The following is a 24,069-nucleotide window of genomic DNA, read 5'->3' on the forward strand; positions in this document are numbered from 1 at the left end:
GACGGCGGACGAGGTTCCGGGCGCCGGGTCAGCAGCTGCAGTCGCATCCGCAGCAGTCGCAGCCGTCACAGCAGTCCCCGCAATTGCTGCAGCAGTCGCAGGCGTCGCAGCAGTCGCCGCAGTCGCACTTACTGCACAGCCCCTCGCGCCGCTGACCGCTCCACGGATCGTCGAAGGTCCCGCAGCACATCTGGCAGGTGCAGGCGAGGCCCGCCCACACCAGGCACCCCAGGACGAGCCCCCGCCGGTCGCGCGGGGGCTCCGGCGGCGGCGGACCGAAGGGGCCGGACGGGCCCGTGGGGGCGTACGGATTGCCGGGAGGCGGCCCGAAGGACCCCGTGGGCCGCGCTCCTGACGGGTGGCCGGCTTCGGTGAGAAGCCCGCCACCCTGATGGGAACAGACGTCCGTGGCGAACGCCCGGTCCACCGAGCGCCGCAGCTCGTGTGCCAGCAGCACATGAGCGAGCTTGTCGTCGGCGAACTCCGCGTCGCGCAGCGCCAGCCGTACGCCACGCAGCGCGTCGTCGCACAGCCGGCGGGCCTCGGCGCGCGAGGTGCCGGTCGCCGTCAGGGGGTTCCAGGCGCCCGACGCGGCGTCAGCTTCCTGGTCCTCCACGGCATCCAGCAGATGCGCGAGGCGTCCGAAGAGCCGCCCCGCCTCCGCGAGCGGCTCCGCGTTCTGCGGCTTGCCCGCGAGCACCGCGGTGTGTGCGAAGGCCGCGGCGGTGGCGGTCTCGGTGGGCTCGGTGACCGTCAGCAGCGGGGTGCCCGGCCCCGCGAGCAGCTCGATGCCGGTCTGCCGGTCGACGGCGTCGACGAGCAGCGCGGTGTCGAAGCCGAGCTGCGCCCCGGTGCGCGCCCCGGCCCGGTCCCAGCCCGCGGCCACCCGGCGTGCGGCGGCGGCCACCGGGCGGCGCGCCAACAGGCCGTCCCGGTCGGCCACGTGGTCGCGCACCTTGGCGGAGGCCAGCACCAGCGAGACGGCCGCCGCGAGCCTGGCGCCCTCACCCCGCGCCACCGGGGCGGTGCGCATGGCGCGCAGGGGGCAGGGACCGGCCGTGCGCCGCTGCCCGGGGGTGCGCTCGGTCTGAGCCTCCGTCAGGACCGAGACGATCAGACCGTCATAGTTCGTGACGATCCGGGCGAACTGCCCGTGATCGGAGCGAAGTGCCAGACAGAGCCCGCAGAGATGGGCCATCCACTCGGCCTTGAGCCCCTCCGACAAGCGGTGAGTGCAGGGCCTGACGATTCCGAACACGGCCATCCCCCGGGAGTCGTTCAGCTGTGCGCGGCGCTCGGGCGCCTGCGCGACGTGCATCGTATCGAGTGACCCGTTCACCCGTACGCCCCCCATGTCACCCGTACGGACCGGAGGAGCATATTTTCTTATCTCCAGGGCCCTTATGCAGGAGGAACCTTGACGAATCGCCACATCTTCTGCACCAGTACCGTCACGAATGCCCTGCGCGCCGCCTATCCCCTTGGCGCACGATCCGCATCATGGACGACCATAGGGATACGAAAGACATGCGGAACGCCAAGGAACCGCGGTGAGAGGAGGCGTCCATGGGATCGGTGCGCAAGGCGAGTGCCTGGCTGGGCCTCGTAGAGGACAACGACGAGCGGTACTACGACGACGACGAGTACGCCGAGGGTGCAAGGACCGGGACCGGTCAGGCCTGGGTGACCGATCCGCGGGTGCGGGTGGCCACGGAGACGGCCGAGGAGACGGGCCGCCGGATCGCGACCGTGACCCCGGACAGCTTCCGGGACGCCCGGGCCATCGGAGAGCTCTTCCGGGACGGCGTCCCGGTGATCATGAACCTCACGTCCATGGACTCCGCCGACGCCAAGCGCGTGGTGGACTTCGCCGCGGGACTGATCTTCGGACTGCGCGGCTCGATCGAGCGCGTGGCCACCCGGGTCTTCCTGCTGAGCCCCGCCGACACGCAGGTCGTCACCGGCGAAGCCGTCGGCCGGCCGGCCGACGGCTTCTTCAACCAGAGCTGAGCGGGGCGCTCACCGATCGGTCGGGCCGCCGTTCCGGTTCACCGGAACGCGTCCAGGCCGGTGAGCGCCTTGCCCAGCACCAGCTGGTGCATCTCCACGGTTCCCTCGTAGGTGAGCACCGACTCCAGATTCGTCGCGTGGCGCATCACCGGGTACTCCAGCGAGATCCCGTTGGCGCCGAGGATCGTGCGCGAGGTGCGGCAGATCTCGATGGCCTCCCGCACATTGTTCAGCTTCCCGAAACTGACCTGCTCCGGACGGAGCCTGCCCGCGTCCATCCGACGGCCGAGGTGGTGGGCGAGCAGGATGCCCTTGTGCAGTTCGACGGCCATGTCGGCGAGCTTGGCCTGGGTGAGCTGGAAGCCGCCGATCGGCTTCCCGAACTGCTCACGAGTCCTCGCGTAGTCGACGGCCGCCTCGAAGCTGGACCGGGCGGCGCCCATCGCGCCCCAGACGATGCCGTAGCGGGCATGGCTGAGACAGCTGAGCGGGCCGCGCAGCCCGGTGACGCCCGGCAGGACGGCGTCGGCCGGCAGCCGCACGTCGTCGAGGATCAGCTCGCTGGTGACCGAGGCGCGCAGGGACCACTTGTGCCTGATCTCCGGCGCGGAGAAACCGGGGGCGTCGGTCGGCACCACGAATCCGCGGATGCCGCTGCCCGCCGTGGACTCGTCGGTCTGCGCCCAGACCACGGCGACCCCGGCGACCGAGCCGTTGGTGATCCACATCTTGCGGCCGCTGAGAACCCAGTCGTCGCCGTCGCGCTTGGCGTACGTCCGCATGCCGGCCGGGTCGGAACCGTGGTCCGGTTCGGTGAGGCCGAAGCAGCCGATGATCTCACCGGCCGCCATACCGGGCAGCCACTGCCGCTTCTGCTCCTCCGAGCCGAAGCGGTGGATGGCGTACATGGCGAGGGAGCCCTGTACGGAGACGAGCGAGCGGATCCCGGAGTCGGCGGCCTCCAGCTCCAGGCAGGCCAGCCCGTACTGGACCGCGGTGGCGCCCGCGCAGCCGTAGCCCTCCAGGGACATGCCCAGGGCCCCGAGCGATCCGAGCTCGCGGGCCAGCTCGCGGATGCCGGGCAGCTCGCCGTTCTCGTACCACTCGGCGATGTGCGGCAGGACCCGGTCGGCGGCCCAGACCCGGACGGTGTCGCGGATCGCGAGATCCTCGTCGCCCAGGAGATCGTCGATGCCGATCGGGTCACGGGGGTCGAAGGGCGGGAGTTTCGAGGACGGAGCGGTGGACATGAGGGGGTGCCTCCGGCGGCTCGCACGGTACCGATGTCGGTGGGGAACGCCGAAAACTAGCAGTGTTAGTTACGGCGTCGTCCCGACGTTACGACTCAGTGTGCCGCGCGTCCAGAGCCCGTCGCCTCGGCCGGCGTGCGCCGCGCGGGCAGCCGGAGCAGCACCTCGGGCCGCTCCCGGTCCGGCAGCTCGTGCGGGTGCGGGAGCTCCTGGTGACCGGCCGCGTCCCGGGGGCCGGGCACCTCATGACCGTCCACGGACTCCCGGGCCTCGCAGAGCAACGGCGGGCACTCCATCGCGCGGGGCAGCTTCAGTGCCGCGAGGGCCCCGAGGAGCAGCAGACCCGCACTGACCAGCAGGGTGATGTGCAGCCCGCCGACGAAGGCGTCCCGTGCGGTGGACCGCAATACGGCGCCGAGCGGGCCGCCCAGTTGCGCGGCGACCTGATAGGCCTCGCCGAGCGAGTGCGCCGCGGCGGCGCCCGCGGAGGCGGGGACCCCCTCGTCGGGCAGCTTGGCCAGACCGGGTGCGTACGCGGCGTTCATCACGCTTCCCAGCAGGGCGATGCCCATGCCGGCCCCCAGCTGGTAGGAGGTCTCGCCTATCGCGGCGGCCCCGCCGGCCCGGTCGGCCGGGGCCTCGCTGAGCATGGACTCGTACGCACCGAAGAGCGTGGACTGCAGGCCGAAGCCCAGCAGGACGAAGGAGACGGTCAGCAGGCCGGGCCGGTCGTGCTGGCCCATCGCGGTCAGCATCAGCACCGCGGCCGCCGTCAGGACGAAGCCCCAGCCGACCATCCGGCGCGGTCCGACCCGGCGCAGGGTGTACGAGCCGGTGGCACCCGCGGCCATCGCGGCGAAGGTGAGCGGCAGAAGGCGCAGACCGGTCTCCAGCGGGCTGAGGTCCAGGACCAGCTGGAGGTACTGGACAGCGATCAGCTCCAGGCCGACCAGGGCGAGCATGGCGAGGACGATGCAGCCCACCGCGGTGGTGAAGGCGGGCCTGGCGAACATCCCCATGTCGACCAGCGGATGCGTCCGGCGCTTCTGACGGCGGACGAACGCGGCCAGCAGCGCGACCCCGGCCAGCAGCGGCACGAGAGTGCCCGGGCCGAACAGCCCCTCGCCGGTTCCCGCGCGCTTCACCCCGAGGACGACGCCGAGGACACCGGCGGCGGCCATCAGCGCGCCGAGCACGTCCCAGGGGCCGTCGTTGCTGCCGCGGGACTCCGGGAGCAGCAGCCGGCCGAGCGGCAGGATCAGGGCCATCAGCGGGATGTTGATGAGGAAGACCGAGCCCCACCAGAAGTGTTCGACGAGGAAGCCGCCGATGACCGGGCCGGTGGCGGCTCCGACGGCGGCGACGGCCGACCACACGCCGATGGCCACCGCCCGCTCACGGCGGTCGGGAAAGACCTGCCGGAGGATCGACAGGGTCGCCGGCATGATCATCGCGCCGCCGACGCCGAGCATGGCCCGGGCCGCTATGAGCACGCCCGCGCTGTCGGCCATGGCGGCGACGGCGGATGCGACCCCGAAGAGCGCGTAGCCGAGCAGCAGTATGCGCCGCCGTCCCACGCGGTCACCGAGCGTGCCGAAGAGGATCAGCAGGGACGCGCAGACCAGGGGATAGACGTCGACGATCCACAGCAGACCGACGGCGCTGGGCCGCAGGTCCTCGGTGACGGCGGGGACGGCGACGTGCAGCACGGTCGCGTCGAGTGCCACGAGCAGCAGGCTGAGGCAGAGGACGACCAGGACGACCCATCGATTGGCTCCGTCGGCGGCTTCGCGCAGACGGATTCGGGCTGTGGTCGTCCCGGACATGCATCTACCTCCCAAAGGTCCCTCGCGCTCGGCAGGCCCCCCGGGGATTCAGCGTCCGCTGTCCCTCCGGGCCCGGCATCGACGGGCGAGTGATCCGTCAGCGTACGCGAGTTCGGCAGGGCCACACGTGGCCCATCTCATACCGGCCGACGCCGTCGAGTGTGGCGTACGCCACTACGGGCGCCGGAGCCGCCCCCCGCCGGGACCCCGCGCCGACCTGCGACGACCGGCCCTCCCGCCGCGCGGACCAGGGGCACGGAGGCCGCGAGGGGCCCCGGGCGTGCACCGCCCGAAGGCGTCCAGTAACCGGACCGATACCGTCCGTTCCCTCTCGCGGGCGCTCCGGACAAATGCTCTTCGCCGCCCGGAGCGCCTTTCCGTTCATCACCGAATGCATTGCCGGAAACGTCTGCCGAATGAATGGATCGAAAGGAATTCCGAACTCCCGGAAACTCAGAAAATCGGCTCGGACTGAGACATAGTCCACATCACATCGTCATCACAAAGCGGCCGGATCGACCGGTTCACCCACTCACTCGCTGTAACGTCGATTGGGTGCGTACCGACATCTTTGCCCGTCTGGACCGGGAGCCGGAACCGCCGAAGATAGAGACACCGCGGATGAGTCCTCACCGCATCGCTCTCTTCGGCGGGACGTTGGCGTTCTATCTGGCCATCGTCATTGCCGTGCTCATGTCGTCCTGGCTGGTGACCCTGGACTGGAAGGTCATGCTCTTCCGGCCGTACCAGCAGTGGCCCGGCATCCACGCCTTCCTCGACTACTACGTCGTCCTCGGACAGCGCGGGCCGACGGCGGTCATGGTCGCCTGCTGGCTGGGCTGGCGCTCCTGGCGGCAGCACACCCTGCGACCCCTGCTGACGCTGGGCGCCTCACTCCTGCTGCTCAACGTGACGGTGGGCGCGGTCAAGATCGGCCTCGGCCGGCTCGGCCCGCACTACGCGACGCAGATCGGATCGGCGGAGCTCTTCGCCGGCGGCGATATATTTCCCTCGGGCCACACCGCCAACGCGGTCGTGACCTGGGGAATCCTTGCCTATCTGGCCGCCACCCCGCGCGCCAGGCGCTATCTGTCGGCCATGTCCGCGATCGTCTCCCTCGGGGTCGGTCTGACGACGGTCTACCTCGGTACGCACTGGCTCAGCGATGTGGTGCTCGGATGGGCGGCCGGGCTGCTGATCCTCCTGGGCCTGCCCTGGGTCGAGCCATTGATCACCCGGGCCGAGAACTGGATCTTCGCGGCCCGCGAATGGCTCAGCGCCCGCGGCAGGACCGTGGCACCGCACCCCGCCCCGGCCGGCACTCCCCAGCCGGCGACGGCCGGCCTGCATGCCATGGGCAACGCGGCACAGGGCTCCGCCCGTGAACCGGCCGGCACCGGCGGACACCAGACGTCGGTGGTCACGGTCACCGGCGGCCGCCCCCGGGCGCACACCGCACCGCCCGCGCACCCGGGCCACACCACGCGCTCCGAGCGGACCCCGGTCACCCCGGCGGGCAGCCGCCGCCCACCGCACACGGAACGTACGCCCCGCGGCGGCGCGGCCCCTGCCCGGCCGGTGGCGGGCGGCTGACCCCGCGGAACCCGGGCGCGGCGCGCGCCACGCCCCTGGATGGCGGAAGGCCCCGACCGGAGTCGGGGCCTTCCGCCATCCAGGGGCGCGGGCGGCGAGCCACGCGGCATGCGGCCCTCAGCCGGTCCAGCAGCGTCTGACGACGCCCGCCTCGACCTCGAAGTTGATCCGGCCGCTCTGGAACTCCATGGTGATCACGGTGCCCGGCGGCAGGGCTCTGACCGTGGCCCAGCCGCGCTTCCGGGCTCGCTGTTCGGCGGTCTCGGAGGTGAGGCCGACATAGGCGCCGGGAGTGTCGTCGGGCTGGGCGGAAGGAGTCGGTACAGGTGCCATGCCTCTCACCGTAGGCGGCGCCCGACCGCTACGGAAGCGGGGGCGCCACCCCGTCGCACCGCATCCCCACGTACCTCGCCGGTCACACTTGTGTCACAGGATCACTACACGTGTTCGCTGCGCGGTCATTCGTTCGGACGCACGATTCACCGTCGAACGCACAGTAATCACACAGGGCAGAAAACGATCACCGAAGCGGGCGGAAAGAGCCCGGAAAACAAGCGGAATAGACACTACCGGGTGATGTCGATTTCCCTCCGGAGAGACCATCCGTAAATGAACACACCACCAGGAATTCACCCTTCCTTATCGCACCCTTATCCCTGGGTGACGATATCCACACCATCCCACCACGCCCCCTCCCCGCCCCCTTCCGCCCGTATAGCGGACACCCGGAGCTTCCGCATTACGGCCCCGCACGGCCTGCCGAGAGCCGTGCCGGGCGCCTCCGCCGTGAGCGCCCGGCAGTGCCCTCGCTCCTCCGCGGCAGCGGCGGCCCCGGCGTGGCCGACGCCTCCCCGCCGGGTGACTCACCTGCGTACGGCACGTTTCGCCATGTCCGCGTTTGTCCGGGTATCACCAAATCGAACACGCTGCGCGGTTCGATTCCGTTCCCCTTCTCGCGTGACCCAGGCAGCGGCTCACCCGTTGTCTCCTTCATGAGCCGGGAACCGCCCGGCGCACGTACCGAGTTCGAGGAGCCACCCGTGCCGCGCATGCTCGACGTCAGCGAGGACGTACGCGCCGAGATCGGCGACGCCGAAGCCGACCGGCTGCTCGTCGGCGACAACGCCCCCGGCAGTTACGACTGCACCTCCTGCCGCACCCCCGGCGACTCCGAGCAGGAGCGCACCAGCACGGTGCTGTTCGTCGGCGACGAGACCGCCGTCCTGGCCTTCGCCCATGCGAGCTGCATTCCCTCGCAGGTGGTCCAGGTCGCCGAGGAACAGCTGCAGGGGGCCGTGCGCAGCATCACCGGCAGCGAGCAGGAGGCCCCGGAACGGCTGACGCCCGAGCAGGCGGTGCTCGGAATCACCAGCGGCCTCGTCCTGATCGACGACGAGCTCCACCCCGCCCTGGTCGTCGAGCCGACCGGCGCCATCGCCCGCCCGGGCACCGACGGCAGTGCCGGTGACGAGTTCCTCCAGCTGCTGCTGGAGCAGAACTTCCGCCCGGTCCACCGGATGGACCAGGTCCCCGAGGTGCTGCACGGCTGGTCGATCCTGCTCGCCATGGGGCAGCTGCACGCGGTGCTCCAGCCGGGGACCGGCGGCGGGGCTCCGGTGGCCTGGTGGCAGGCGCACGCACCGCTTCAGGTCACCGAGGGCTGGCGGACCGCGGCCAACAAGTCGCAGACCGTGCTGGTCTACGCCGCCCCGGCCGGTTCGATCGGCCAGCAGCCCCGCGAGGACCTGCTGCGCGACGCCCTGGAGAAGGCCGCGGCCGGCGGGCTGCTGGTCGCGGCCGCGATGCCGCTGGCCGGGACCTGATCATGACCGCGCACCCGCGGCGAACCGCTAATTCTCCCCCGGGCCCGCATCCGACGGGCGGCGGGGTCGTTGGCACCTACGTGCACTCATACGACCCCTCCCACCAGCGTCCGAGCCCGATCCCTGCCATGCGTCCCGCGCAGGGCCCATCGGGCGGCCCGTCCCACACCCCGATCTACGACGCGCTGTACTCCGAGTACCGCAGGTCGTTCAGGGCGCTGCCGGGTGATCGGAGTGGCGAGGAGAGTCTGGGCCTGCCGGCCTTCGGCTCCGGGTTCTTCGGCTCCCGCGCCCCGCTGAGCGGCCACTCCGGGCACGGTGGAGCGGGGAGTACCGCGAGCGGCACGGGCGGGCAGAGTGGCGGCCCGGGCGGCCACACGGGGAGCCTCGGCTCGTGGCAGCGGGTCGGACGGCACGCGGGCGGGGGCAGGCCGGCGGCGGCGCTGCCGCCGGGCTCACGGGGAGCCTGACCGTACGACGGAGCCCCGGACCGCTCGTTCAGCGAGCGGTCCGGGGCTCCGTCGTGTGTTCAGGAGGCCGCTGACGGCCCCTTGGAGGCTTCAAACGGCCTCGGGGCCCCGAGGGGGCCGCAGCGCGCCGTCCCTGGGCCTTGCACAGGCGCAGGGACGGCGCAGGCCTCACCCGGTTGCCTACTTGTTGCGGCCGCGCTTCTCGCGGACCCGCACCGAGATGTGGATCGGCGTGCCCTCGAAGCCGAACTCCTCACGCAGCCGGCGCTCGACGAAGCGGCGGTAACCGTGCTCCAGGAAGCCGGAGGCGAAGAGCACGAAGCGCGGCGGCGTGGTGCCCGCCTGGGTGCCGAACAGGATGCGGGGCTGCTTGCCGCCGCGGATCGGGTGCGGGTGGGAGGCGACGATCTCACCGAGGAAGGCGTTCAGCCGGCCGGTGGGGATACGGGTCTCCCAGCCGGCGAGCGCGGTCTCGATCGCCGGGACCAGCTTCTCCATGTGGCGGCCGGTGAGGGCCGAGACGTTGACCCGCGGGGCCCACGCGACCTGCGCGAGCTCCGTCTCGATCTCGCGCTCCAGGTAGTAGCGGCGCTCCTCGTCGAGGGTGTCCCACTTGTTGAAGGCGAGGACGATCGCGCGCCCGGCCTCGACGGCCATGGTGACGATGCGCTGGTCCTGGACGCTGATCGACTCGCTGGAGTCGATCAGGATCACGGCGACCTCGGCCTTCTCCACGGCGGCCGCGGTACGCAGCGAGGCGTAGTAGTCCGCGCCCTCCTGGAGGTGGACCCGGCGCCGGATGCCCGCCGTGTCGATGAACTTCCAGGTGATGCCGCCGAGGGTGATCAGCTCGTCGACCGGGTCACGGGTCGTGCCGGCCAGTTCGTTGACGACGACGCGGTCCTCGTTGGCCACCTTGTTCAGCAGCGAGGACTTGCCCACGTTCGGACGGCCGATCAGCGCGATGCGGCGCGGGCCGCCGACCGCCGTGCCGAACGACTGGGCCGGTGCCTCGGGAAGCGCCTCCAGCACGGCGTCCAGCATGTCGCCGGTGCCGCGGCCGTGCAGCGAGGAGACCGGGTGCGGCTGGCCGAGGCCGAGCGACCAGAGCGCGGTGGCGTCCGCCTCGCCGCTCTGTCCGTCGACCTTGTTCGCGCAGAGCACGACCGGCTTGCCGGACCGGCGCAGCAGCTTGACGACGGCCTCGTCGGTGTCGGTGGCGCCGACCGTGGAGTCGACCACGAAGACGACCGCGTCGGCCATCTCGATCGCGTACTCGGCCTGGGCGGCGACGGAGGCGTCCAGCCCGAGCACGTCCTGCTCCCAGCCGCCGGTGTCGACGACCTTGAAGCGGCGGCCCGCCCATTCGGCCTCGTAGCTGACGCGGTCACGGGTGACGCCGGGCTTGTCCTGGACCACGGCCTCGCGACGGCCGATGATCCGGTTCACCAGGGTCGACTTGCCGACGTTGGGGCGGCCGACGACGGCGAGTGCGGGCAGCGGGCCGTGACCGGCCGCACCGATGGCACCCTCGACGTCCTCGGGGTCGAACCCCTCCTGCGCGGCGAGCTCCATGAACTCCGCGTACTCGGCATCGCCAAGCGCTCCGTGCTCGTGGTCCGAGCCGCCGGAGTGAATCTGGTCGTTCATGAAGTCCGTTCCTCTTTGCATCATCATCGATGGACCACGCAGCACGCGGTCCACTACTCAAGTCTTACTCGGTGCGCCCGGTGAGGCGCCTGGCCTGCTCCAGGTGGCCGGTCAGCCGTCCCTGGATGCGCACCGTCGCCTCGTCCAGCGCCGTGCGCGTCCGTCTGCCGCTGCCATCGCCCGCCTCGAACGCCTCACCGAAGACGACGTCGACACGGCTGCGCAACGGCGGCAGTGCCGATATCAACCGTCCGCGGCGCTCAGTGCTTCCCAGTACGGCCACGGGCACGATCGGCGCCCCGCTGCGTACCGCGAAATACGCCAGTCCGGCGCGCAACGAGGCGAAGTCTCCTTCGCCCCTGGTGCCCTCGGGGAAGATCCCGAGCACTCCGCCGTCCTCCAGCACGCCGAGGGCGTGGGTGATGGCGGTGCGGTCGGCGATCGAACGGTCCACCTTCAGCTGACCGATTCCACGCAGGAACGGGTCCAGGGGGCCGACGAACGCCTCTTTCTTGATCAGGAAGTGGACGGGCCGGGGCGCGGTGCCCATCAGCATCGGCCCGTCGATGTTGTGCGAGTGGTTCACCGCGAGTATGACGGGTCCGGAGGCGGGGACCCGCCAGGCGCCGAGTACGCGGGGCTTGAAGAGCCCGTGCATCAGCCCGATCCCGATGCCGCGCCCGACCGCCGCTCCGCGCAGCGTGGGCGCGCCCGTGGCAGGTGTCACTTGGCGGCCTGCTTCTCCCCGACGAGGGTGACGACGCACTCGATGACCTGCTGGAGGGTCAGCTCGGTGGTGTCCACCTCGACCGCGTCGTCCGCCTTGGCTAGCGGCGAGGTCTTGCGGCCGGAGTCGGCTGCGTCCCGCTTGATCAGTGCTTCCTTGGTGGCGGCCAGGTCGGAACCCTTGACCTCGCCGCTGCGGCGGGCCGCGCGGGCCTCCGGGGACGCGGTCAGGAAGATCTTGATGTCGGCGTCGGGCAGCACGGTGGTGCCGATGTCGCGGCCCTCGACGACGATGCCCTTCTCCGCTCCGGCGGCGATGGTGCGCTGCAGCTCGGTGATGCGGGTGCGCACCTCGGGGACGGCGCTGACGGCGCTGACCTTGGAGGTGACCTCCTGCGTACGGATCGGGCCGGAGGCGTCCTCGCCGTCGACGGTGATCGTCGGGCCGGTGGGGTCGGTGCCGGAGACGATGACCGGCTTGGCGGCCGCGGTCGCCACCTCCGCCGCGTCGTGCACGTCGATGCCGTTGTTCAGCATCCACCAGGTGATCGCCCGGTACTGGGCACCGGTGTCCAGGTAGCTGAGGCCGAGCTGGGCGGCGACGGCCTTGGACGTGCTGGACTTGCCGGTTCCGGAGGGGCCGTCGATGGCGACGATCACTGCGGCCGGGGCGGTCCGGGCGGCGGCGCTTACGGTTTCCACGGTGGTGGACACCTTCCTGGTACACGGGGTGGGCGGGACGGGACGCGTGAACCCGCCCCGCACAAGGTTACCGAGTGCCGGGGCGGGCCCGACCACCCCTGTGGAAAAGTGCCTCCCGGCCCGGTGTCCCAAGGGCCCGGGAGAAGGCCCTACTGCCGGATCGACCAGCCCCGCTCGCGCAGGGCGGCGCTCAGTGCCGGGGCGGCGCTCGGTTCGACCATCAGCTGGACGAGGCCCGCCTGCTGCCCGGTGGCGTGCTCGATCCGTACGTCCTCGACGTTGACCCCGGCCCGGCCCGCGTCCGCGAAGATCCCGGCCAGTTCGCCGGGGCGGTCGCTGATGAGGACGGCCACGACCTCGTACGAGGCGGGGGCGGCCCCGTGCTTGCCGGGGACCCTGACGCGGCCGGCGTTGCCGCGGCGCAGGACGTCCTGGATGCCTTCGGTGCCCTCGCGCCGCTTGTCCTCGTCGGCGGACTGCATCCCGCGCAGGGCGTTGACGGTCTCCTCCAGATCGGCGGCGACACCGGCGAGGACGTCGGCGACCGGGCCCGGGTTGGCGGACAGGATCTCCACCCACATCCGGGGGTCGGAGGCCGCGATCCGCGTGACGTCCCTGATGCCCTGGCCGCACAGGCGCACCGCGGTCTCGTCGGCCTCCTCCAGGCGGGCGGCGACCATCGAGGAGATCAGTTGCGGGGTGTGGGAGACGAGGGCGACGGCCCGGTCGTGGGCGTCGGCGTCCATGACGACCGGGACGGCGCGGCAGAGCGCGACCAGCTCCAGTGCGAGGTTGAGGACCTCGGTGTCGGTGTCCCGCGTGGGCGTGAGAACCCAGGGCCGGCCCTCGAACAGGTCGGCGGTGGCGGCGAGCGGGCCGGAGCGCTCCTTGCCGGCCATCGGGTGCGTACCGATGTACGGGGTGAGGTCGACGCCGAGCGCCTCCAGCTCGCGGCGCGGTCCGCCCTTCACGCTCGCGACGTCGAGGTAGCCGCGGGCGACGCCGCTGCCGATGGCGGTGGCGAGCACGGTCGCGGTGTGGGCCGGCGGCACGGCGACGATCGCCAGGTCGACGCGTCCCTCGGGCTGCTCGTCCGTACCGGCTCCGAGGGCGGCCGCCGTACGCGCCGACTCCGGGTCGTGGTCGACGAGGTGGACCTTGATACCGCGCCCGGCGAGGGCGAGGGCCGCGGAGGTGCCGACGAGGCCCGTTCCGATGACGAGGGCGGTTCTCACTGGGCGATGTCCTTGCGAAGGGCGGCGGTGGCGCCGAGGTAGACGTGGGCGATCTCGGACTTGGCGAGATACGTCTCGACATGGGCGAGGATCCGTACCACCCGGGGCATGGCGCCTTCGATGTCCAGCTCCTGGGCGCAGATCAGCGGTACGTCGACGATACCGATGCCGCGTGCCGCGGCGGCCGGGAAGTCGCAGTGCAGATCGGGTGTGGCCGTGAACCAGATGCTGATCAGATCGTCCGCGACCAGGCTGTTGCGCTCCAGGACGGTGGTGAGCAGGGCACTGACCTGCTCGTCCATGTGTCCGGCCTCGTCCCGCTCCAGCTGGACGGCTCCGCGGACCGCTCGTACCGCCACGTCGTGCTCCTTGCCTGTTCCTGCCGCGTCTGCGCTTGCGTTTCAGCCTAGAGGGATGACGGCGTCCCGCGCCGGGGCGCCCTGTCCGTGAGACGCGGCGGCACGTGCCCGTACTCTCCCTGCATGATCTCCCCCGGCGACGAGTCCCTGGTCCGCGACCACACGGTCTACTCCTGTGTGATGGGCTCACGCGCCTTCGGGCTCGCGACGGAGGGCAGCGACACGGACCGGCGCGGGGTGTTCCTCGCCCCGACCCCGCTGTTCTGGCGGTTCGACAAGCCTCCGACGCATGTCGACGGGCCGGCCGACGAACAGTTCTCGTGGGAGCTGGAGCGGTTCTGCGACCTGGCTCTGCGGGCCAACCCCAATGTGCTGGAGTGCCTGCACTCGCCGCTCGTGGAGCGGATCGACGCGACGGGCCGTGAACTCCTCTCCCTGCGCGAGGCGTTCCTGTCCCGGCAGGCCCATCAGACCTTCGTCCGGTACGCACTGGGGCAGCGCCGGAAGCTGGAGGCGGATGTCCGGCAGTACGGGGCGCCTCGCTGGAAGCACGCGATGCATCTGCTGCGGCTGCTGGCGAGCTGCCGGGACCTGCTGCGTACGGGAGAGCTCACGATCGACGTGGGCACGGCCCGGGAGGAACTGCTGGCGGTCAAGCGGGGCGAGGTCCCCTGGCCGGAGGTGGAGCGGCGCATGGCGTCGCTGGCCGACGAGAGTGACGAGGCGGCCGCCGTCTCCCCGCTGCCGGACCGGCCGGACCGGGCGCGGGTCGAGGACTTCCTGATCCGTGCCCGGCGGGCGTCGGCCCTGGCGTCCGAGGCGGGTTCGGCGGGCTGAGGCCGGTCCCGCCGGCCGGGGCGGTGCGGTGCGGTGCGGTGCGGTTCAGCCCGCCGGGACCGGAGCGAGGCGCGCCCGCACCACCAGTTCATGCAGTGCGTCGAAGCCGCTCGCCCCGTCCGGGAGCCCCGAGTCCGCCTGGGCCCCGTCGAGCGCCCGGTGCAGCGACTCGATGTCCCGGGCCACCGCCACGGTGTCCACCCCGTCCGCTCCCCCGTGTTCGGCAGCGGCCTTCGCCGTGATCAGCCCGGGGAGGTAGGACGGTGCCGGAACCCGGGCGAGCAGCGTCGGCAGATGCGCCAGCACCTCGCCGGTGCGCATCAGGTGGATACCGGTGAGCAGCGCCCGGAAGGTGTACAGCAGCGGTTTCAGTTCACCGGTCCTCTCGAAGAGCCGCCACTGGGTGTTGGCGAATCCGCGGTAGTGGTGGGCGTGGTTGCGGGTGAGGACGGCCGGGGCGAGGGCCACAAGTTCGGCGTGCAGGGCGCTCGTGTGCACGACCAGGGGTGACAGCAGCTGCTCCAGCACGTAGCCGTTCGGCTTCAGCATCAGGCGGACGAACTTGCGTAGGTCGTGGGTGACGAGGTCCATCTCCACCCCGTCGCTGTCCCACATCCGCGAACGGGTCTCGTCGGGCTCCCGGAGCCCGACGAGGTCCTCGGCGGGCAGGACGTGGACCCCCCGCAGGTCCACGTCCGAGTCCCGGGAGGGGAACCCGTACAGATGCGCCCCGGAGACCGTGGCGAACAGCAGGGGGTGGCGTCCCCCCGCGACGACCGGGCCGAGGTCGGTGACCGGCAGCCCGGCCTCCTTGAGGAGTGCGGTGTTCGTGAGCATGGCTCAAGCGTCCCAGAGCGCCCCCAGGGACAGGAGGTCGCTCCGGTACTCGATCCGCTCCGACCACTCCTTGGGCCAGGCCGCCGAGCCCAGATGCGCGCCGGCCAGCGCGCCGGTCAGGCAGCCGAGCGAGTCCGAGTCGCCCCGGGTGCAGGCGGCGCGGCGCAGGGCGGTGACGGGTTCGTCGGGGAAGAGCAGGAAGCAGTGCAGGGCCGTGGCGAGGGCCTCCTCGGCGACCCAGCCGTCGCCGGTGCTCTCGCAGGGGTCGGTCTCCGGTGACGGGTGGCGCAGGGCGTCCTGGACCCGGGCCAGGGCGGTGAGGCACTCGTCCCAGCCGCGCTGGATGTACAGCTCCGGGGACGCGTCGCCCGCGTGGCGCCAGAGGTCGCCGAGCCAGCGGGTGAGGTAACGGTTGCTGTTCTCGTACGCGTAGCTGCGCAACTGGCCGACCAGGCCCATCGGCTCCGCGCCCTGGGCCAGCAGGTAGACGGCACGGGCCGTCAGGTCGGACGCGGCGAGTGCGGTCGGGTGTCCGTGGGTGAGGGCCGCCTGGAGCTGGGCGGCGCCGGCGCGCTGTTCCTCGCTCAGTCCGGGAACGAGGCCGACGGGTGCGACGCGCATGTTGGCGCCGCAGCCCTTGGAACCGGTCTGGCTGGCCTCCTGCCAGAGGCGGTCGCTGTCGAGCAGACGGCAGGCGGTCATGCAGGTGCGGCCGGGGGCACGGTTGTTGTCGGGCGAGTGGTACCAGTCGACGAACTCCTCGCGGACCGGCCGCGCGAGGCGCAGCGGGGTGAGCAGTCCGCGGTCCATGGCGGTACGGATTCCGCGTCCGAGAGCGAGGGTCATCTGGGTGTCGTCGGTGACGAACGCCGGCTTCGGCAGCCGCATCTGGCGCCACGGCCCGCACGTGGCGAGGATGGAGGGGACGTTGTTGAACTCGGTCGGGAAGCCCAGGGCGTCGCCGAGCGCGAGCCCGGTCAGCGCGCCGGTGGCGGCCTGTTTGGTGAGGGTCCTGGTCACGATCACGTGCTTCTTCCTTCCGGTCGCAGCAGTGGGGGGTGCAGGGCGGTGGCGGCACCCGCCCGGTGGAGGGCGGCCGGTTTTCCCCGTCCTCCGGTGCGGCGCGGCGGTCCCTCCACGGCCTGGACGAATCCGGGTGTGGCAAGGACCTTGCGCCGGAAGTTGGGCCGGTCCAGCTCGACGCCCCAGACCGTCTCGTACACCTGCTGGAGCTCTCCCAGGGTGAACTCGGGCGGGCAGAACGCGGTGGCCAGGCAGGTGTACTCGAGTTTGGCGCCGACCCTGGCCCGGGCGTCGGCGAGGATGACGTCGTGGTCGAAGGCGAGCGTGCCGAGCTGTCCGGCGTCCCACCACTGGGCGCCGGCCGCGTCGCCGCCGCCGCGTGGTTCCGGCAGGTCGGGGACGAGGGCGGCGTACGCGACGGAGACGACCCGCATCCTCGGGTCGCGGTCCGGTTCGCTGTAGGTACCCAGTTGCTCCAGGTGGAGGGACGGGACGGTGTCCTCGGTCAGCCCGGTCTCCTCCGCCAGTTCCCTGCGGGCCGCGGTACCGGCGGACTCGCGGGGAAGCACGAAGCCGCCGGGCAGCGCCCAGTGGCCCTTGTACGGCTCCTCGCCCCGTTCGACGAGCAGGACGTGCAGCCGGGACTCGCGAACGGTGAAGACGGCGAGGTCGACGGTGACGGCGAACGGCTCGAAGGCGTGCGGGTCGTAGCCCTGGGGCGCGGCGGCGTTCATCGTCGCTCCGGGAGGGGCGCGGCGAAGTTCCAGCCGTCGGCGAGCAGGGCGTCCACGGCCGCGACGGCGGCGGCCAGCCGTTCGGCTCTGCTGCCGGTGACTTCGGTGAACGTCCTTCCCGTACGGGTGAGTTCGGCCCGGAAGCGGTCGGTCATCCAGGGCCGCAGTTCCTCTCCGTCGCGCAGTCCGTCGTCCTCGAAGGCGACGCCCTCGTGGTCGGTGAGCAGCCACAGGTGGTGGGTGACCCGGTCCGCCGTCCGCTCGACGAGGGGGTTGCGGCCGCCGACGTACCGCTCGTGCCACACGGTCGTGGCGAAGGAGTCGGTGTCGCAGACGAGCAGCGGGGAACCGGCGCGGGCCGCCGCCTCCTCTCGGGCGTTCTGGGTCTCGGCGATGAGGGGGAAGTCGTGCGTGGTGAAGGAGACGTCCTCCCACTGGGCCTCGGGCCACCGGGCGCGCAGCGCGGCGAGCTTCTGCTCGCTGAACTCACGCCCGTACTCGGCCACGTAACCCGTGTGCGCCCAGATGCCGCCGCGCCGCCGGTAGTGGCCGGCCAGGTCGCGGGCCAGGGTGGTGGTTCCGGTGGACTCGGCACCGAGGACGACGACGCGGCGGGTGAGCGCCGCCCTGACCGGAGGTTCGAGGAAATCCCAGCAGCCGGCCGGATCCGCGCGGACGGCGGTGCCGGAGACCGGGAAGACCGTGCGGTCCGGGTCGACGCAGACCGGCTCGGCGCCGAAGCGGCGGGCCAGTTCGTCCCCGTACGCCTCCGAGGTGAAGACGGCGTCCACGGGTTCGGGCACGGCCCCGGTGAAGACGGCCATGTGGGCGTCCCAGATCGCCGGGTCGTGGAGATCCATCCGGGTGTCGTCCATGGCGCCCACCACCGTCACGTCCGGGTGCACCTCGCGCATCCAGGCGACCCGGTCGGCGAGCGGCACCGATTCCACCGAGGCGGCGCAGACCAGCACGGTCAGCCGCTCGCAGCGGTCCCGGGCGGTACGGACGAGGTGGTGGTGGCCGGCGTGCGGCGGATAGAACTTCCCGAGCACCAGCCCGTGGGCGAAACGCTTCATGCCACGGCCTCCACGGGCTCCGGGGCGCGGACGGTGAGGTCGCGTGTCCAGTTGCGCAGGCCGATGAGGCACAGCGTCAGGAATCCGGCGTACAACAGCGAGGTCAGGTAGAGCTCCTTGTACGCGTACAGCGGGATGTAGACCACGTCGGCGGCGATCCACAGCCACCACGACTCGACGAGCTTCCTGCACTGCCCGTACGTCGCCGCGAGCGACAGGGCGGTCGTCAGCGCGTCCCAGAAGGGCACCGTCGAGTCGGTGGCCCGGTCGAGCAGGACGGTGAGCGCGAGGGTCCCCACCGCCCCTGCCACGAGCAGCCCGGCCCATTCGGTGCGGGTGGTGCGCCGCACCGGCAGGCCGTCCGTACCTGGTCCACCCCCGTGGGTCCAGGTCCACCAGCCGTACGCGGCAAGGGCGATGAAGACGATCTGGAGGCCCGCGTCCGCGTACAGACCGGACTGGGCGAACAGCAGGATGAAGAAGACGTTGTTGGCGATGCCGATCGGCCAGTTGGCGAGGTGCTGGCGGGCCACGAGCCACACGCACAGCGCACCGCTGCCGAAGCCCAGCACCTCGGTCCAGCTGACCGGGGTGTCCAGCACGGTCACCAGGGGTTGCTGCAGAGGGTCGAGTACATCCGCGAGACTCACGCCCGCCTCCTTAATAGTCACTCTGACTATAAAGGTGGAACGGGGACAGCAAAAGACCCGCGGCCGGTTCCTGTTCGAAAATCGCGAAACAGGAACCGGCCGCGGGCCGTGAGCGGTGTGCGGGGTGGTCGGCCCACCCGGCGGGGTGGTCTACAGACCGACCTCGCGCATCAGCATGCCCACCTCGGTGTTGGTGAGCCGGCGCAGCCAGCCCGACTTCTGGTCGCCCAGCGGGATCGGCCCGAACGACGTGCGCACGAGCCGCTCGACGGGGAAGCCGGCCTCGGCCAGCATCCGGCGGACGATGTGCTTGCGGCCCTCGTGGAGGGTCACCTCGACGAGGTAGTTCTTGCCGGTGTTCTCGACGACGCGGAAGTGGTCGGCGCGGGCGTACCCGTCCTCCAGCTGGATGCCGTCCTTGAGCCGCTTGCCCAGGTCACGCGGGAGCGGGCCCTGGATGGCGGCGAGGTAGGTCTTCTTCACGCCGTACTTCGGGTGGGTGAGACGGTGGGCCAGCTCGCCGTGGTTGGTGAGCATGATGATGCCCTCGGTCTCGGTGTCCAGCCGGCCGACGTGGAAGAGACGCGTCTCACGGTTGGTGACGTAGTCGCCGAGGCACTGACGACCGTCCGGGTCCTCCATGGAGGAGACGACACCGGCCGGCTTGTTCAGCGCGAAGAAGAGATACGACTGGGTGGCGACGGTCAGGCCGTCCACCTTGATCTCGTCGTGGTTCACGTCGACGCGCATGCCCTGCTCGACGACGATCTCGCCGTTCACCTCGACGCGGGACTGCTCGATGAGCTCCTCGCACGCGCGGCGCGAGCCCATGCCGGCCCGGGCGAGGATCTTCTGCAGCCGCTCGCCCTCCTGCTCGGCGCCCGGGTGGGTCTTGGGCGTCTTGATCTCGGGCTTGTCCGCGTACCGGTCGCGGTTGCGCTGCTCGATCTTGGCGTCGAGCTCGCGCGAGCGGGCCGGGGAGCCGTACGGGGCACGCCGGCCGCCGCCCCTGGAGCCGCTCGACGCCGCCTTCGGGCCGCCCTTGGCTCCGCCGCGGGCAGCCTCGCCGCGGCCCTTGCGGGTACCGCCGTCGCCGCCCGGCTTGTCGTTGCCGACGTCGTAGCGGCGCTCCTCGGGGCGGGGACGACGGGGGCGCTGCTCCTGCTTGTCGTCGCGCCCGGAGCCGGGGGTCCGGGGGTTCGGGTTGCTGTTCCTGCCGGTGCCGGTGTTGTTCCTGCTGCTCCTGCCGCCGCCGCTGCCGCCGCTCCTGGCGCCGCCGCCGCTGTTGCCGCCGCTCCTGCCGCCGGCGCCGCTGCTGCCGCTGTTCCTGCCACTGCTTCGCATCAAAATTCCGTCTTGTCGTGTGCGTGAGTATCCGGGGTGTCCGGTGCGTCCGGATCGAACGACGGCACACCCTCTAGCGTCTCAGCCTCGATCGCGTCCGCCTCGGGGAGGAAGGGCGCGAGCTCCGGGAGCTCGTCCAGGCCACGCAGGCCCATTCGCTCCAGAAAGTAGTTCGTCGTCCTGTACAGGATCGCACCTGTTTCGGGTTCCGCGCCCGCTTCCTCGACCAGACCCCTCTGCAGCAGGGTCCGCATGACCCCGTCACAGTTCACGCCGCGCACCGCCGAGACCCTCGACCGGCTCACCGGCTGGCGGTACGCGACCACCGCCAGGGTCTCCAGTGCCGCCTGCGTCAGACGGGCGTGCTGCCCGTCCAGGACGAAGCCCTCGACCGCGGGCGCGTACTCCGGGCGTGTGTAGAAGCGCCAGCCGCCGGCGACGAGTCTGAGGTCGAAACCGCGGCGCTGGACGGTGTACTCGTCGGCCAGTTCCCGCAGTGCGTCGGCGACGGCCCGCCGGGGCCGCTCCAGCACCTTGGCCAGGTGTTCCTCGGTCGCGGGCTCGTCGACGACCATGAGGACGGCCTCCAGAGCGGGCTTGAGATCGAGGTCCGCGACGGCGGAGCCGGTGGTGTCCTGCTCGCTCATTCCTTCACGTCCCGCTGTGCATCGTGCACGTCCTGTGCCTCCTGATCGAACTCGTCCGTCACGGTGGGCCCGGCTCCCGCTCCCCCGGCCCAGCGCACCGTGAGCTCGCCGAGCGCCTCCTCCTGGTCCAGGACGACGGCCTTCTCCCGGTAGAGCTCCAGCAGGGCGAGGAAGCGTGCGACGACGGTGAGGGTGTCCGGAGCGTCCTCGGTCAGCTCCCGGAAGCTGATCTCCCCCGCCTCGCGGAGCCGCTCCACCACGATCCCGGCCTGTTCGCGCACGCTGACCAGGGGGGCGTGGATGTGGTCGACGTAGACCTGCGGCCGGGGCTTCGGCTGCATCGCCTTCACGGCGAGCCGGGCGAAGCCCTCGGCCCCGATGCTGATGACGACGTCGGGCAGCAGCTGCGCATGATGCGGTTCCAGCCCGACGGTACGGGGGAAGCGCCGGCCCTCCGCTTCCAGTCGGGCGCTGAAGATCTCGGCGATGCGCTTGTACGCGCGGTACTGCAGCAGCCTCGCGAAGAGCAGGTCCCTGGCCTCCAGGAGCGCCAGATCGCCCTCGTCCTCCACCTCGGCGGCGGGCAGCAGCCGGGCGGCCTTCAGGTCGAGGAGGGTCGCGGCGACGACGAGGAACTCGGTGGTCTGGTCGAGGTCCCAGTCCGGCCCCATGGCCCGGATGTGGGCCATGAACTCGTCGGTGACCTTGGACAGAGCGACTTCGGTCACATCCAGCTTGTGCTTGGAGATGAGCTGGAGCAGCAGATCGAACGGGCCCTCGAAGTTCGCCAGCCGGACGGTGAAACGCCCGTCGTCGGGGGCGAGGGCGGGGGCGGGGGTCGGCTCGGGTTCGGGTTCGGCTTCGCGCTGAGCCTCAGGCTCGTGATCGAGCTCAGGCTCGTACTCGGGCTCAGGCTCGGGCTCTACGGGTCCGGGCGCCTCGTCAGCCACCGGATCCTCGGCCGGAAGGCCCTCATCCGCTGCCGGAACCTCCGTCGGAAGGACCTCGTCCGGCACCGGGGCAACGTCCTGCGCCGCCGGCCCGTCCCCGGGCACGGGTCCGCCGCCCGGCCCGCGGCCCAGGGGGCGGCGGGAGGCACGGGCGGACTGGTCGGGTGTCGGCATGGAGATCCAGGGTGCGACGGGAGACGGGCGGCGGCCCGTACGGGTACGGGCCGCACCGCTCGGCCGGCGGGCGCCCTGCGGGCAGGCTACCGGCGCCGCACCGCTCAGCGGCCGCGCAGCCGCCGGACGAGGATGCTCGCGTCGCCCCGTGACTCCAGGTCCGCGAGGACCACGGCGACGGCCTCACGGACGATGCGTCCCCGGTCGACGGCAAGGCCGTGCTCGCCGCGGAGCACGAGACGCGCGTGTTCGAGGTCCATCAGCTCCTCGGCGGAGACGTAGACCGTGATCTTCTCGTCGTGGCGCTCCCGGCCGCTGGGCCGTCGGTTCGCGCCGCGTCCGCCGCCCCGTCTGCGCTGCTGCTGGACGACGGGGGCGGGCACGGGTTCCTGCGAGGACGGCGGCTGTGGGCGGCGGCCTGCCTGTGCGGCCACCGCGACGCGGTCGTTCTCGCCGCCCCGGCTGCGCGAGCCGCCGGCGTTGGCGTCGGTGTCCGCCGCGGAGTGCTCCTCCTGCGAGGAGGGGGCCGCGCCCTCGGAGGCTTCGGAGCCCTCCCCTGGCGTGCCGTCCCCGGAATCCGCCTCGCCGGCCGGAGCCGGCACCCGGGTCTCACCGTTCGCCTTGCGCCGCCGCTCCGCGGGGGACGAGGACTGGAGCCCCATCCCCCCGGTCGTACGGAACAGTTCGTCGGCCCCGGGCAGACTCACTCGGCGTGACACCGGGCGAGCACCTCCCTGGCGAGCTGGCGATAGGCGGCGGCACCGACCGAGTTGGAGGCGTACGTGGTGATGGGCTCACCGGCGACCGTGGTCTCCGGGAAGCGGACCGTGCGCCCGATGACCGTGTGGTACACGTGATCGTCGAAGGCCTCGACGACGCGCGCGAGGACCTCGCGGCTGTGCACCGTACGGGAGTCGTACATCGTGGCGAGGATGCCGTCGAGCTCCAGTTCCGGGTTGAGCCGCTCCTGGACCTTCTCGATGGTCTCGGTGAGCAGGGCCACACCGCGCAGCGCGAAGAACTCGCACTCGAGCGGCACTATCACCTTGTGCGCGGCGGTCAGCGCGTTCACGGTGAGCAGCCCGAGCGAGGGCTGACAGTCGATCACGATGTAGTCGTAGTCGGCCATCAGCGGCTTCAGGGCGCGCTGCAGCGTGGACTCGCGGGCGACCTCGCTGACCAGCTGGACCTCGGCGGCCGACAGGTCGATGTTGCTCGGCAGCAGGTCCATGTTGGGCACGGCGGTCTTCAGGAGGACCTCGTCGGCCGCCATGCCCCGCTCCATGAGCAGGTTGTAGACCGTGAGGTCGAGCTCCATCGGGTTGACGCCGAGGCCGACCGACAGGGCTCCCTGCGGGTCGAAGTCGACGAGCAGGACGCGCCGGCCGTACTCCGCGAGCGCGGCACCCAGGTTGATGGTCGACGTGGTCTTGCCGACGCCGCCCTTCTGGTTGCACATCGCGATGATCTTCGCGGGACCGTGATCGGTCAGCGGGCCCGGGATCGGGAAGTAGGGCAGGGGCCGGCCGGTCGGGCCGATCCGCTCGCGGCGCTGCCGGGCGGCGTCGGGCGCGAGGGTGGCCGCGTACTCCGGATCGGGCTCGTACTCGGCGTCTGGGTCGTAGAAGTGCCCCTGGGGCGCTTCGTCGAAGTCGGCGAAGTGGGCGGTGTCCCGGCCACTCTCGTTGCCGGCCATGGCGTTCACGTGTAGGCCGTCCATCATCTGGGGGGCTGTCGTCATGTGCTGGTGGGTGGCGAAGGTGCGGACAGCGACGGAGCCGACAGCCTCCAGCCCGTTCGGGCTCTGGCCCCGCGCCGGCATCCCTGGATGAACACCCCCGGGAGTAAATGTCGACTCATTCACAAGTCGTCTTACCTCCTTGGACGTGACCAGGAAACTTATCGATAGGTCAGCGTGGCACCATGCCGACGATTGGCGACTCTATGGCGTGTCACCGGTCCGCAGCAACACAATCCGCCGGACCCGGCCCGTTGTGTCGGCAATCGAACACCCCGCTGTCAAGGGCGCGCAGCCCCTCGGGCGTACTTTTCGCGGGTGCACGAATCGGTTAAAGGGTTACGTTCGAGACGAGTTGCGCGCGGCCCCGACAAGGCCCGACACGCGTCCGGCCGGACCTTGCTCGGCAAGGTCC

24 protein-coding genes are annotated in these 24,069 nt (G+C 71.5%); 5 read left to right on the top strand and 19 right to left on the bottom strand.

The features are described 5' to 3' along the window. Positions 1-28 precede the first annotated feature (28 nt). Positions 29-1,258, bottom strand: a complete 1,230-nt coding sequence (locus OG446_RS06590; RefSeq protein WP_328898219.1) for a DUF5685 family protein — start codon at positions 1,256-1,258, stop codon at positions 29-31. Positions 1,259-1,566: 308 nt separating this feature from the next. On the opposite strand from OG446_RS06590, the gene OG446_RS06595 reads away from it, so the two are divergent. Beyond that, positions 1,567-2,010 (top strand): cell division protein SepF, encoded by a 444-nt coding sequence (locus OG446_RS06595; RefSeq protein ID WP_328893138.1) that lies wholly within the window; start codon positions 1,567-1,569, stop codon positions 2,008-2,010. A 38-nt stretch (positions 2,011-2,048) separates the two neighbouring features. Here OG446_RS06595 and OG446_RS06600 read toward each other — a convergent pair whose 3' ends face one another. Both OG446_RS06600 and OG446_RS06605 read right to left on the bottom strand, forming a co-directional pair. Further along, positions 2,049-3,260, bottom strand: a complete 1,212-nt coding sequence (locus OG446_RS06600; protein WP_328893139.1) for an acyl-CoA dehydrogenase family protein — start codon at positions 3,258-3,260, stop codon at positions 2,049-2,051. A 95-nt stretch (positions 3,261-3,355) separates the two neighbouring features. After that, positions 3,356-5,086, bottom strand: coding sequence for an MFS transporter (locus tag OG446_RS06605; protein WP_328893140.1), 1,731 nt, complete (start codon positions 5,084-5,086; stop codon positions 3,356-3,358). A 555-nt stretch (positions 5,087-5,641) separates the two neighbouring features. Here OG446_RS06605 and OG446_RS06610 point away from each other — a divergent pair. Next, positions 5,642-6,679: a phosphatase PAP2 family protein gene (locus OG446_RS06610; protein ID WP_328893141.1), complete on the top strand. Its 1,038-nt coding sequence runs from the start codon at positions 5,642-5,644 to the stop codon at positions 6,677-6,679. A gap of 117 nt (positions 6,680-6,796) precedes the next feature. Here OG446_RS06610 and OG446_RS06615 read toward each other — a convergent pair whose 3' ends face one another. After that, complete coding sequence (locus tag OG446_RS06615; protein WP_328893142.1) at positions 6,797-7,012, bottom strand: I78 family peptidase inhibitor; 216 nt, start codon at positions 7,010-7,012, stop codon at positions 6,797-6,799. A gap of 707 nt (positions 7,013-7,719) precedes the next feature. Here OG446_RS06615 and OG446_RS06620 point away from each other — a divergent pair. Both OG446_RS06620 and OG446_RS06625 read left to right on the top strand, forming a co-directional pair. After that, on the top strand, positions 7,720-8,502 hold the full coding sequence (locus tag OG446_RS06620) for a hypothetical protein (RefSeq protein ID WP_148016047.1): 783 nt from the start codon (positions 7,720-7,722) through the stop codon (positions 8,500-8,502). A 128-nt stretch (positions 8,503-8,630) separates the two neighbouring features. Continuing rightward, complete coding sequence (locus OG446_RS06625) at positions 8,631-8,972, top strand: hypothetical protein (protein WP_328893143.1); 342 nt, start codon at positions 8,631-8,633, stop codon at positions 8,970-8,972. Between the two features lie 180 nt (positions 8,973-9,152). On the opposite strand, the gene der is transcribed toward OG446_RS06625, so the two are convergent. From der to aroH, 5 genes are all read right to left on the bottom strand, one after another. Then, positions 9,153-10,622, bottom strand: coding sequence for a ribosome biogenesis GTPase Der (gene der, locus OG446_RS06630; protein WP_326663852.1), 1,470 nt, complete (start codon positions 10,620-10,622; stop codon positions 9,153-9,155). 64 nt (positions 10,623-10,686) lie between these two features. Continuing rightward, complete coding sequence (locus OG446_RS06635; RefSeq protein WP_328893144.1) at positions 10,687-11,349, bottom strand: lysophospholipid acyltransferase family protein; 663 nt, start codon at positions 11,347-11,349, stop codon at positions 10,687-10,689. Then, on the bottom strand, positions 11,346-12,062 hold the full coding sequence (gene cmk, locus OG446_RS06640) for a (d)CMP kinase (RefSeq protein ID WP_328893145.1): 717 nt from the start codon (positions 12,060-12,062) through the stop codon (positions 11,346-11,348). Before cmk ends, OG446_RS06635 begins: the two co-directional genes overlap by 4 nt. A 137-nt stretch (positions 12,063-12,199) precedes the next feature. Continuing rightward, entirely contained in the window at positions 12,200-13,285 is a 1,086-nt protein-coding gene (locus OG446_RS06645; RefSeq protein WP_328893146.1) for a prephenate dehydrogenase, read from the bottom strand. After that, a complete protein-coding gene (gene aroH / locus OG446_RS06650; protein ID WP_328893147.1) occupies positions 13,282-13,644 on the bottom strand; it encodes a chorismate mutase in 363 nt (120 codons plus the stop codon). Before aroH ends, OG446_RS06645 begins: the two co-directional genes overlap by 4 nt. Positions 13,645-13,767: 123 nt before the next feature. On the opposite strand from aroH, the gene OG446_RS06655 reads away from it, so the two are divergent. Then, positions 13,768-14,481, top strand: coding sequence for a nucleotidyltransferase domain-containing protein (locus tag OG446_RS06655; RefSeq protein ID WP_328893148.1), 714 nt, complete (start codon positions 13,768-13,770; stop codon positions 14,479-14,481). A 45-nt stretch (positions 14,482-14,526) separates the two neighbouring features. Here the strand turns inward: OG446_RS06655 and OG446_RS06660 are convergent, their stop codons facing one another. The 10 genes from OG446_RS06660 to OG446_RS06705 all read right to left on the bottom strand — a co-directional run bounded on the left by OG446_RS06660 (position 14,527) and on the right by OG446_RS06705 (position 23,738). Beyond that, positions 14,527-15,318 (bottom strand): nucleotidyltransferase domain-containing protein, encoded by a 792-nt coding sequence (locus tag OG446_RS06660; RefSeq protein ID WP_328893149.1) that lies wholly within the window; start codon positions 15,316-15,318, stop codon positions 14,527-14,529. Positions 15,319-15,321: 3 nt separating this feature from the next. Then, a complete protein-coding gene (locus OG446_RS06665) occupies positions 15,322-16,344 on the bottom strand; it encodes an ADP-ribosylglycohydrolase family protein (RefSeq protein ID WP_328893150.1) in 1,023 nt (340 codons plus the stop codon). Then, on the bottom strand, positions 16,341-17,075 hold the full coding sequence (locus tag OG446_RS06670; RefSeq protein ID WP_328893151.1) for an NUDIX hydrolase: 735 nt from the start codon (positions 17,073-17,075) through the stop codon (positions 16,341-16,343). Before OG446_RS06670 ends, OG446_RS06665 begins: the two co-directional genes overlap by 4 nt. Then, positions 17,072-18,151, bottom strand: a complete 1,080-nt coding sequence (locus OG446_RS06675) for an AAA family ATPase (RefSeq protein WP_328893152.1) — start codon at positions 18,149-18,151, stop codon at positions 17,072-17,074. Before OG446_RS06675 ends, OG446_RS06670 begins: the two co-directional genes overlap by 4 nt. Further along, positions 18,148-18,801, bottom strand: coding sequence for a nicotinamide riboside transporter PnuC (gene pnuC, locus OG446_RS06680; RefSeq protein ID WP_328893153.1), 654 nt, complete (start codon positions 18,799-18,801; stop codon positions 18,148-18,150). The genes OG446_RS06675 and pnuC overlap by 4 nt, the downstream gene beginning before the upstream one ends. A 150-nt stretch (positions 18,802-18,951) precedes the next feature. Further along, on the bottom strand, positions 18,952-20,145 hold the full coding sequence (locus tag OG446_RS06685; RefSeq protein WP_328893154.1) for a pseudouridine synthase: 1,194 nt from the start codon (positions 20,143-20,145) through the stop codon (positions 18,952-18,954). Then, the gene (scpB, locus tag OG446_RS06690) at positions 20,145-20,792 is read right to left on the bottom strand and encodes an SMC-Scp complex subunit ScpB (protein ID WP_328893155.1); all 648 of its coding nucleotides are present in this window, start codon (positions 20,790-20,792) and stop codon (positions 20,145-20,147) included. The genes OG446_RS06685 and scpB overlap by 1 nt, the downstream gene beginning before the upstream one ends. Continuing rightward, positions 20,789-21,916 (bottom strand): segregation and condensation protein A, encoded by a 1,128-nt coding sequence (locus tag OG446_RS06695; RefSeq protein ID WP_328893156.1) that lies wholly within the window; start codon positions 21,914-21,916, stop codon positions 20,789-20,791. Before OG446_RS06695 ends, scpB begins: the two co-directional genes overlap by 4 nt. A 104-nt stretch (positions 21,917-22,020) precedes the next feature. Beyond that, positions 22,021-22,623 carry a hypothetical protein gene (locus OG446_RS06700; RefSeq protein ID WP_328898220.1) on the bottom strand — a complete coding sequence of 201 codons (603 nt, stop codon included), beginning with the start codon at positions 22,621-22,623 and terminating at the stop codon, positions 22,021-22,023. Next, positions 22,620-23,738, bottom strand: coding sequence for a ParA family protein (locus tag OG446_RS06705; RefSeq protein WP_323177982.1), 1,119 nt, complete (start codon positions 23,736-23,738; stop codon positions 22,620-22,622). Before OG446_RS06705 ends, OG446_RS06700 begins: the two co-directional genes overlap by 4 nt. Positions 23,739-24,069: the final 331 nt, after the last annotated feature.

Source organism: Streptomyces sp. NBC_00236, assembly GCF_036195045.1.
In the GTDB taxonomy this organism is placed as follows: Bacteria; Actinomycetota; Actinomycetes; order Streptomycetales; family Streptomycetaceae; genus Streptomyces.

What these genes read in the sequence shown, in the direction of transcription:
- OG446_RS06595 (WP_328893138.1), top strand. Translation starts at nt 1,567, where the DNA reads ATGGGATCGGTGCGCAAGGCGAGTGCCTGGCTGGGCCTCGTAGAGGAC.
- OG446_RS06600 (WP_328893139.1), bottom strand. Translation starts at nt 3,260, where the DNA reads ATGTCCACCGCTCCGTCCTCGAAACTCCCGCCCTTCGACCCCCGTGAC.
- OG446_RS06605 (WP_328893140.1), bottom strand. Translation starts at nt 5,086, where the DNA reads ATGTCCGGGACGACCACAGCCCGAATCCGTCTGCGCGAAGCCGCCGAC.
- OG446_RS06615 (WP_328893142.1), bottom strand. Translation starts at nt 7,012, where the DNA reads ATGGCACCTGTACCGACTCCTTCCGCCCAGCCCGACGACACTCCCGGC.
- OG446_RS06625 (WP_328893143.1), top strand. Translation starts at nt 8,631, where the DNA reads ATGCGTCCCGCGCAGGGCCCATCGGGCGGCCCGTCCCACACCCCGATC.
- der (WP_326663852.1), bottom strand. Translation starts at nt 10,622, where the DNA reads ATGAACGACCAGATTCACTCCGGCGGCTCGGACCACGAGCACGGAGCG.
- OG446_RS06655 (WP_328893148.1), top strand. Translation starts at nt 13,768, where the DNA reads ATGATCTCCCCCGGCGACGAGTCCCTGGTCCGCGACCACACGGTCTAC.
- OG446_RS06660 (WP_328893149.1), bottom strand. Translation starts at nt 15,318, where the DNA reads ATGCTCACGAACACCGCACTCCTCAAGGAGGCCGGGCTGCCGGTCACC.
- OG446_RS06670 (WP_328893151.1), bottom strand. Translation starts at nt 17,075, where the DNA reads ATGAACGCCGCCGCGCCCCAGGGCTACGACCCGCACGCCTTCGAGCCG.
- OG446_RS06675 (WP_328893152.1), bottom strand. Translation starts at nt 18,151, where the DNA reads ATGAAGCGTTTCGCCCACGGGCTGGTGCTCGGGAAGTTCTATCCGCCG.
- OG446_RS06685 (WP_328893154.1), bottom strand. Translation starts at nt 20,145, where the DNA reads ATGCGAAGCAGTGGCAGGAACAGCGGCAGCAGCGGCGCCGGCGGCAGG.
- scpB (WP_328893155.1), bottom strand. Translation starts at nt 20,792, where the DNA reads ATGAGCGAGCAGGACACCACCGGCTCCGCCGTCGCGGACCTCGATCTC.
- OG446_RS06695 (WP_328893156.1), bottom strand. Translation starts at nt 21,916, where the DNA reads ATGCCGACACCCGACCAGTCCGCCCGTGCCTCCCGCCGCCCCCTGGGC.
- OG446_RS06705 (WP_323177982.1), bottom strand. Translation starts at nt 23,738, where the DNA reads ATGCCGGCGCGGGGCCAGAGCCCGAACGGGCTGGAGGCTGTCGGCTCC.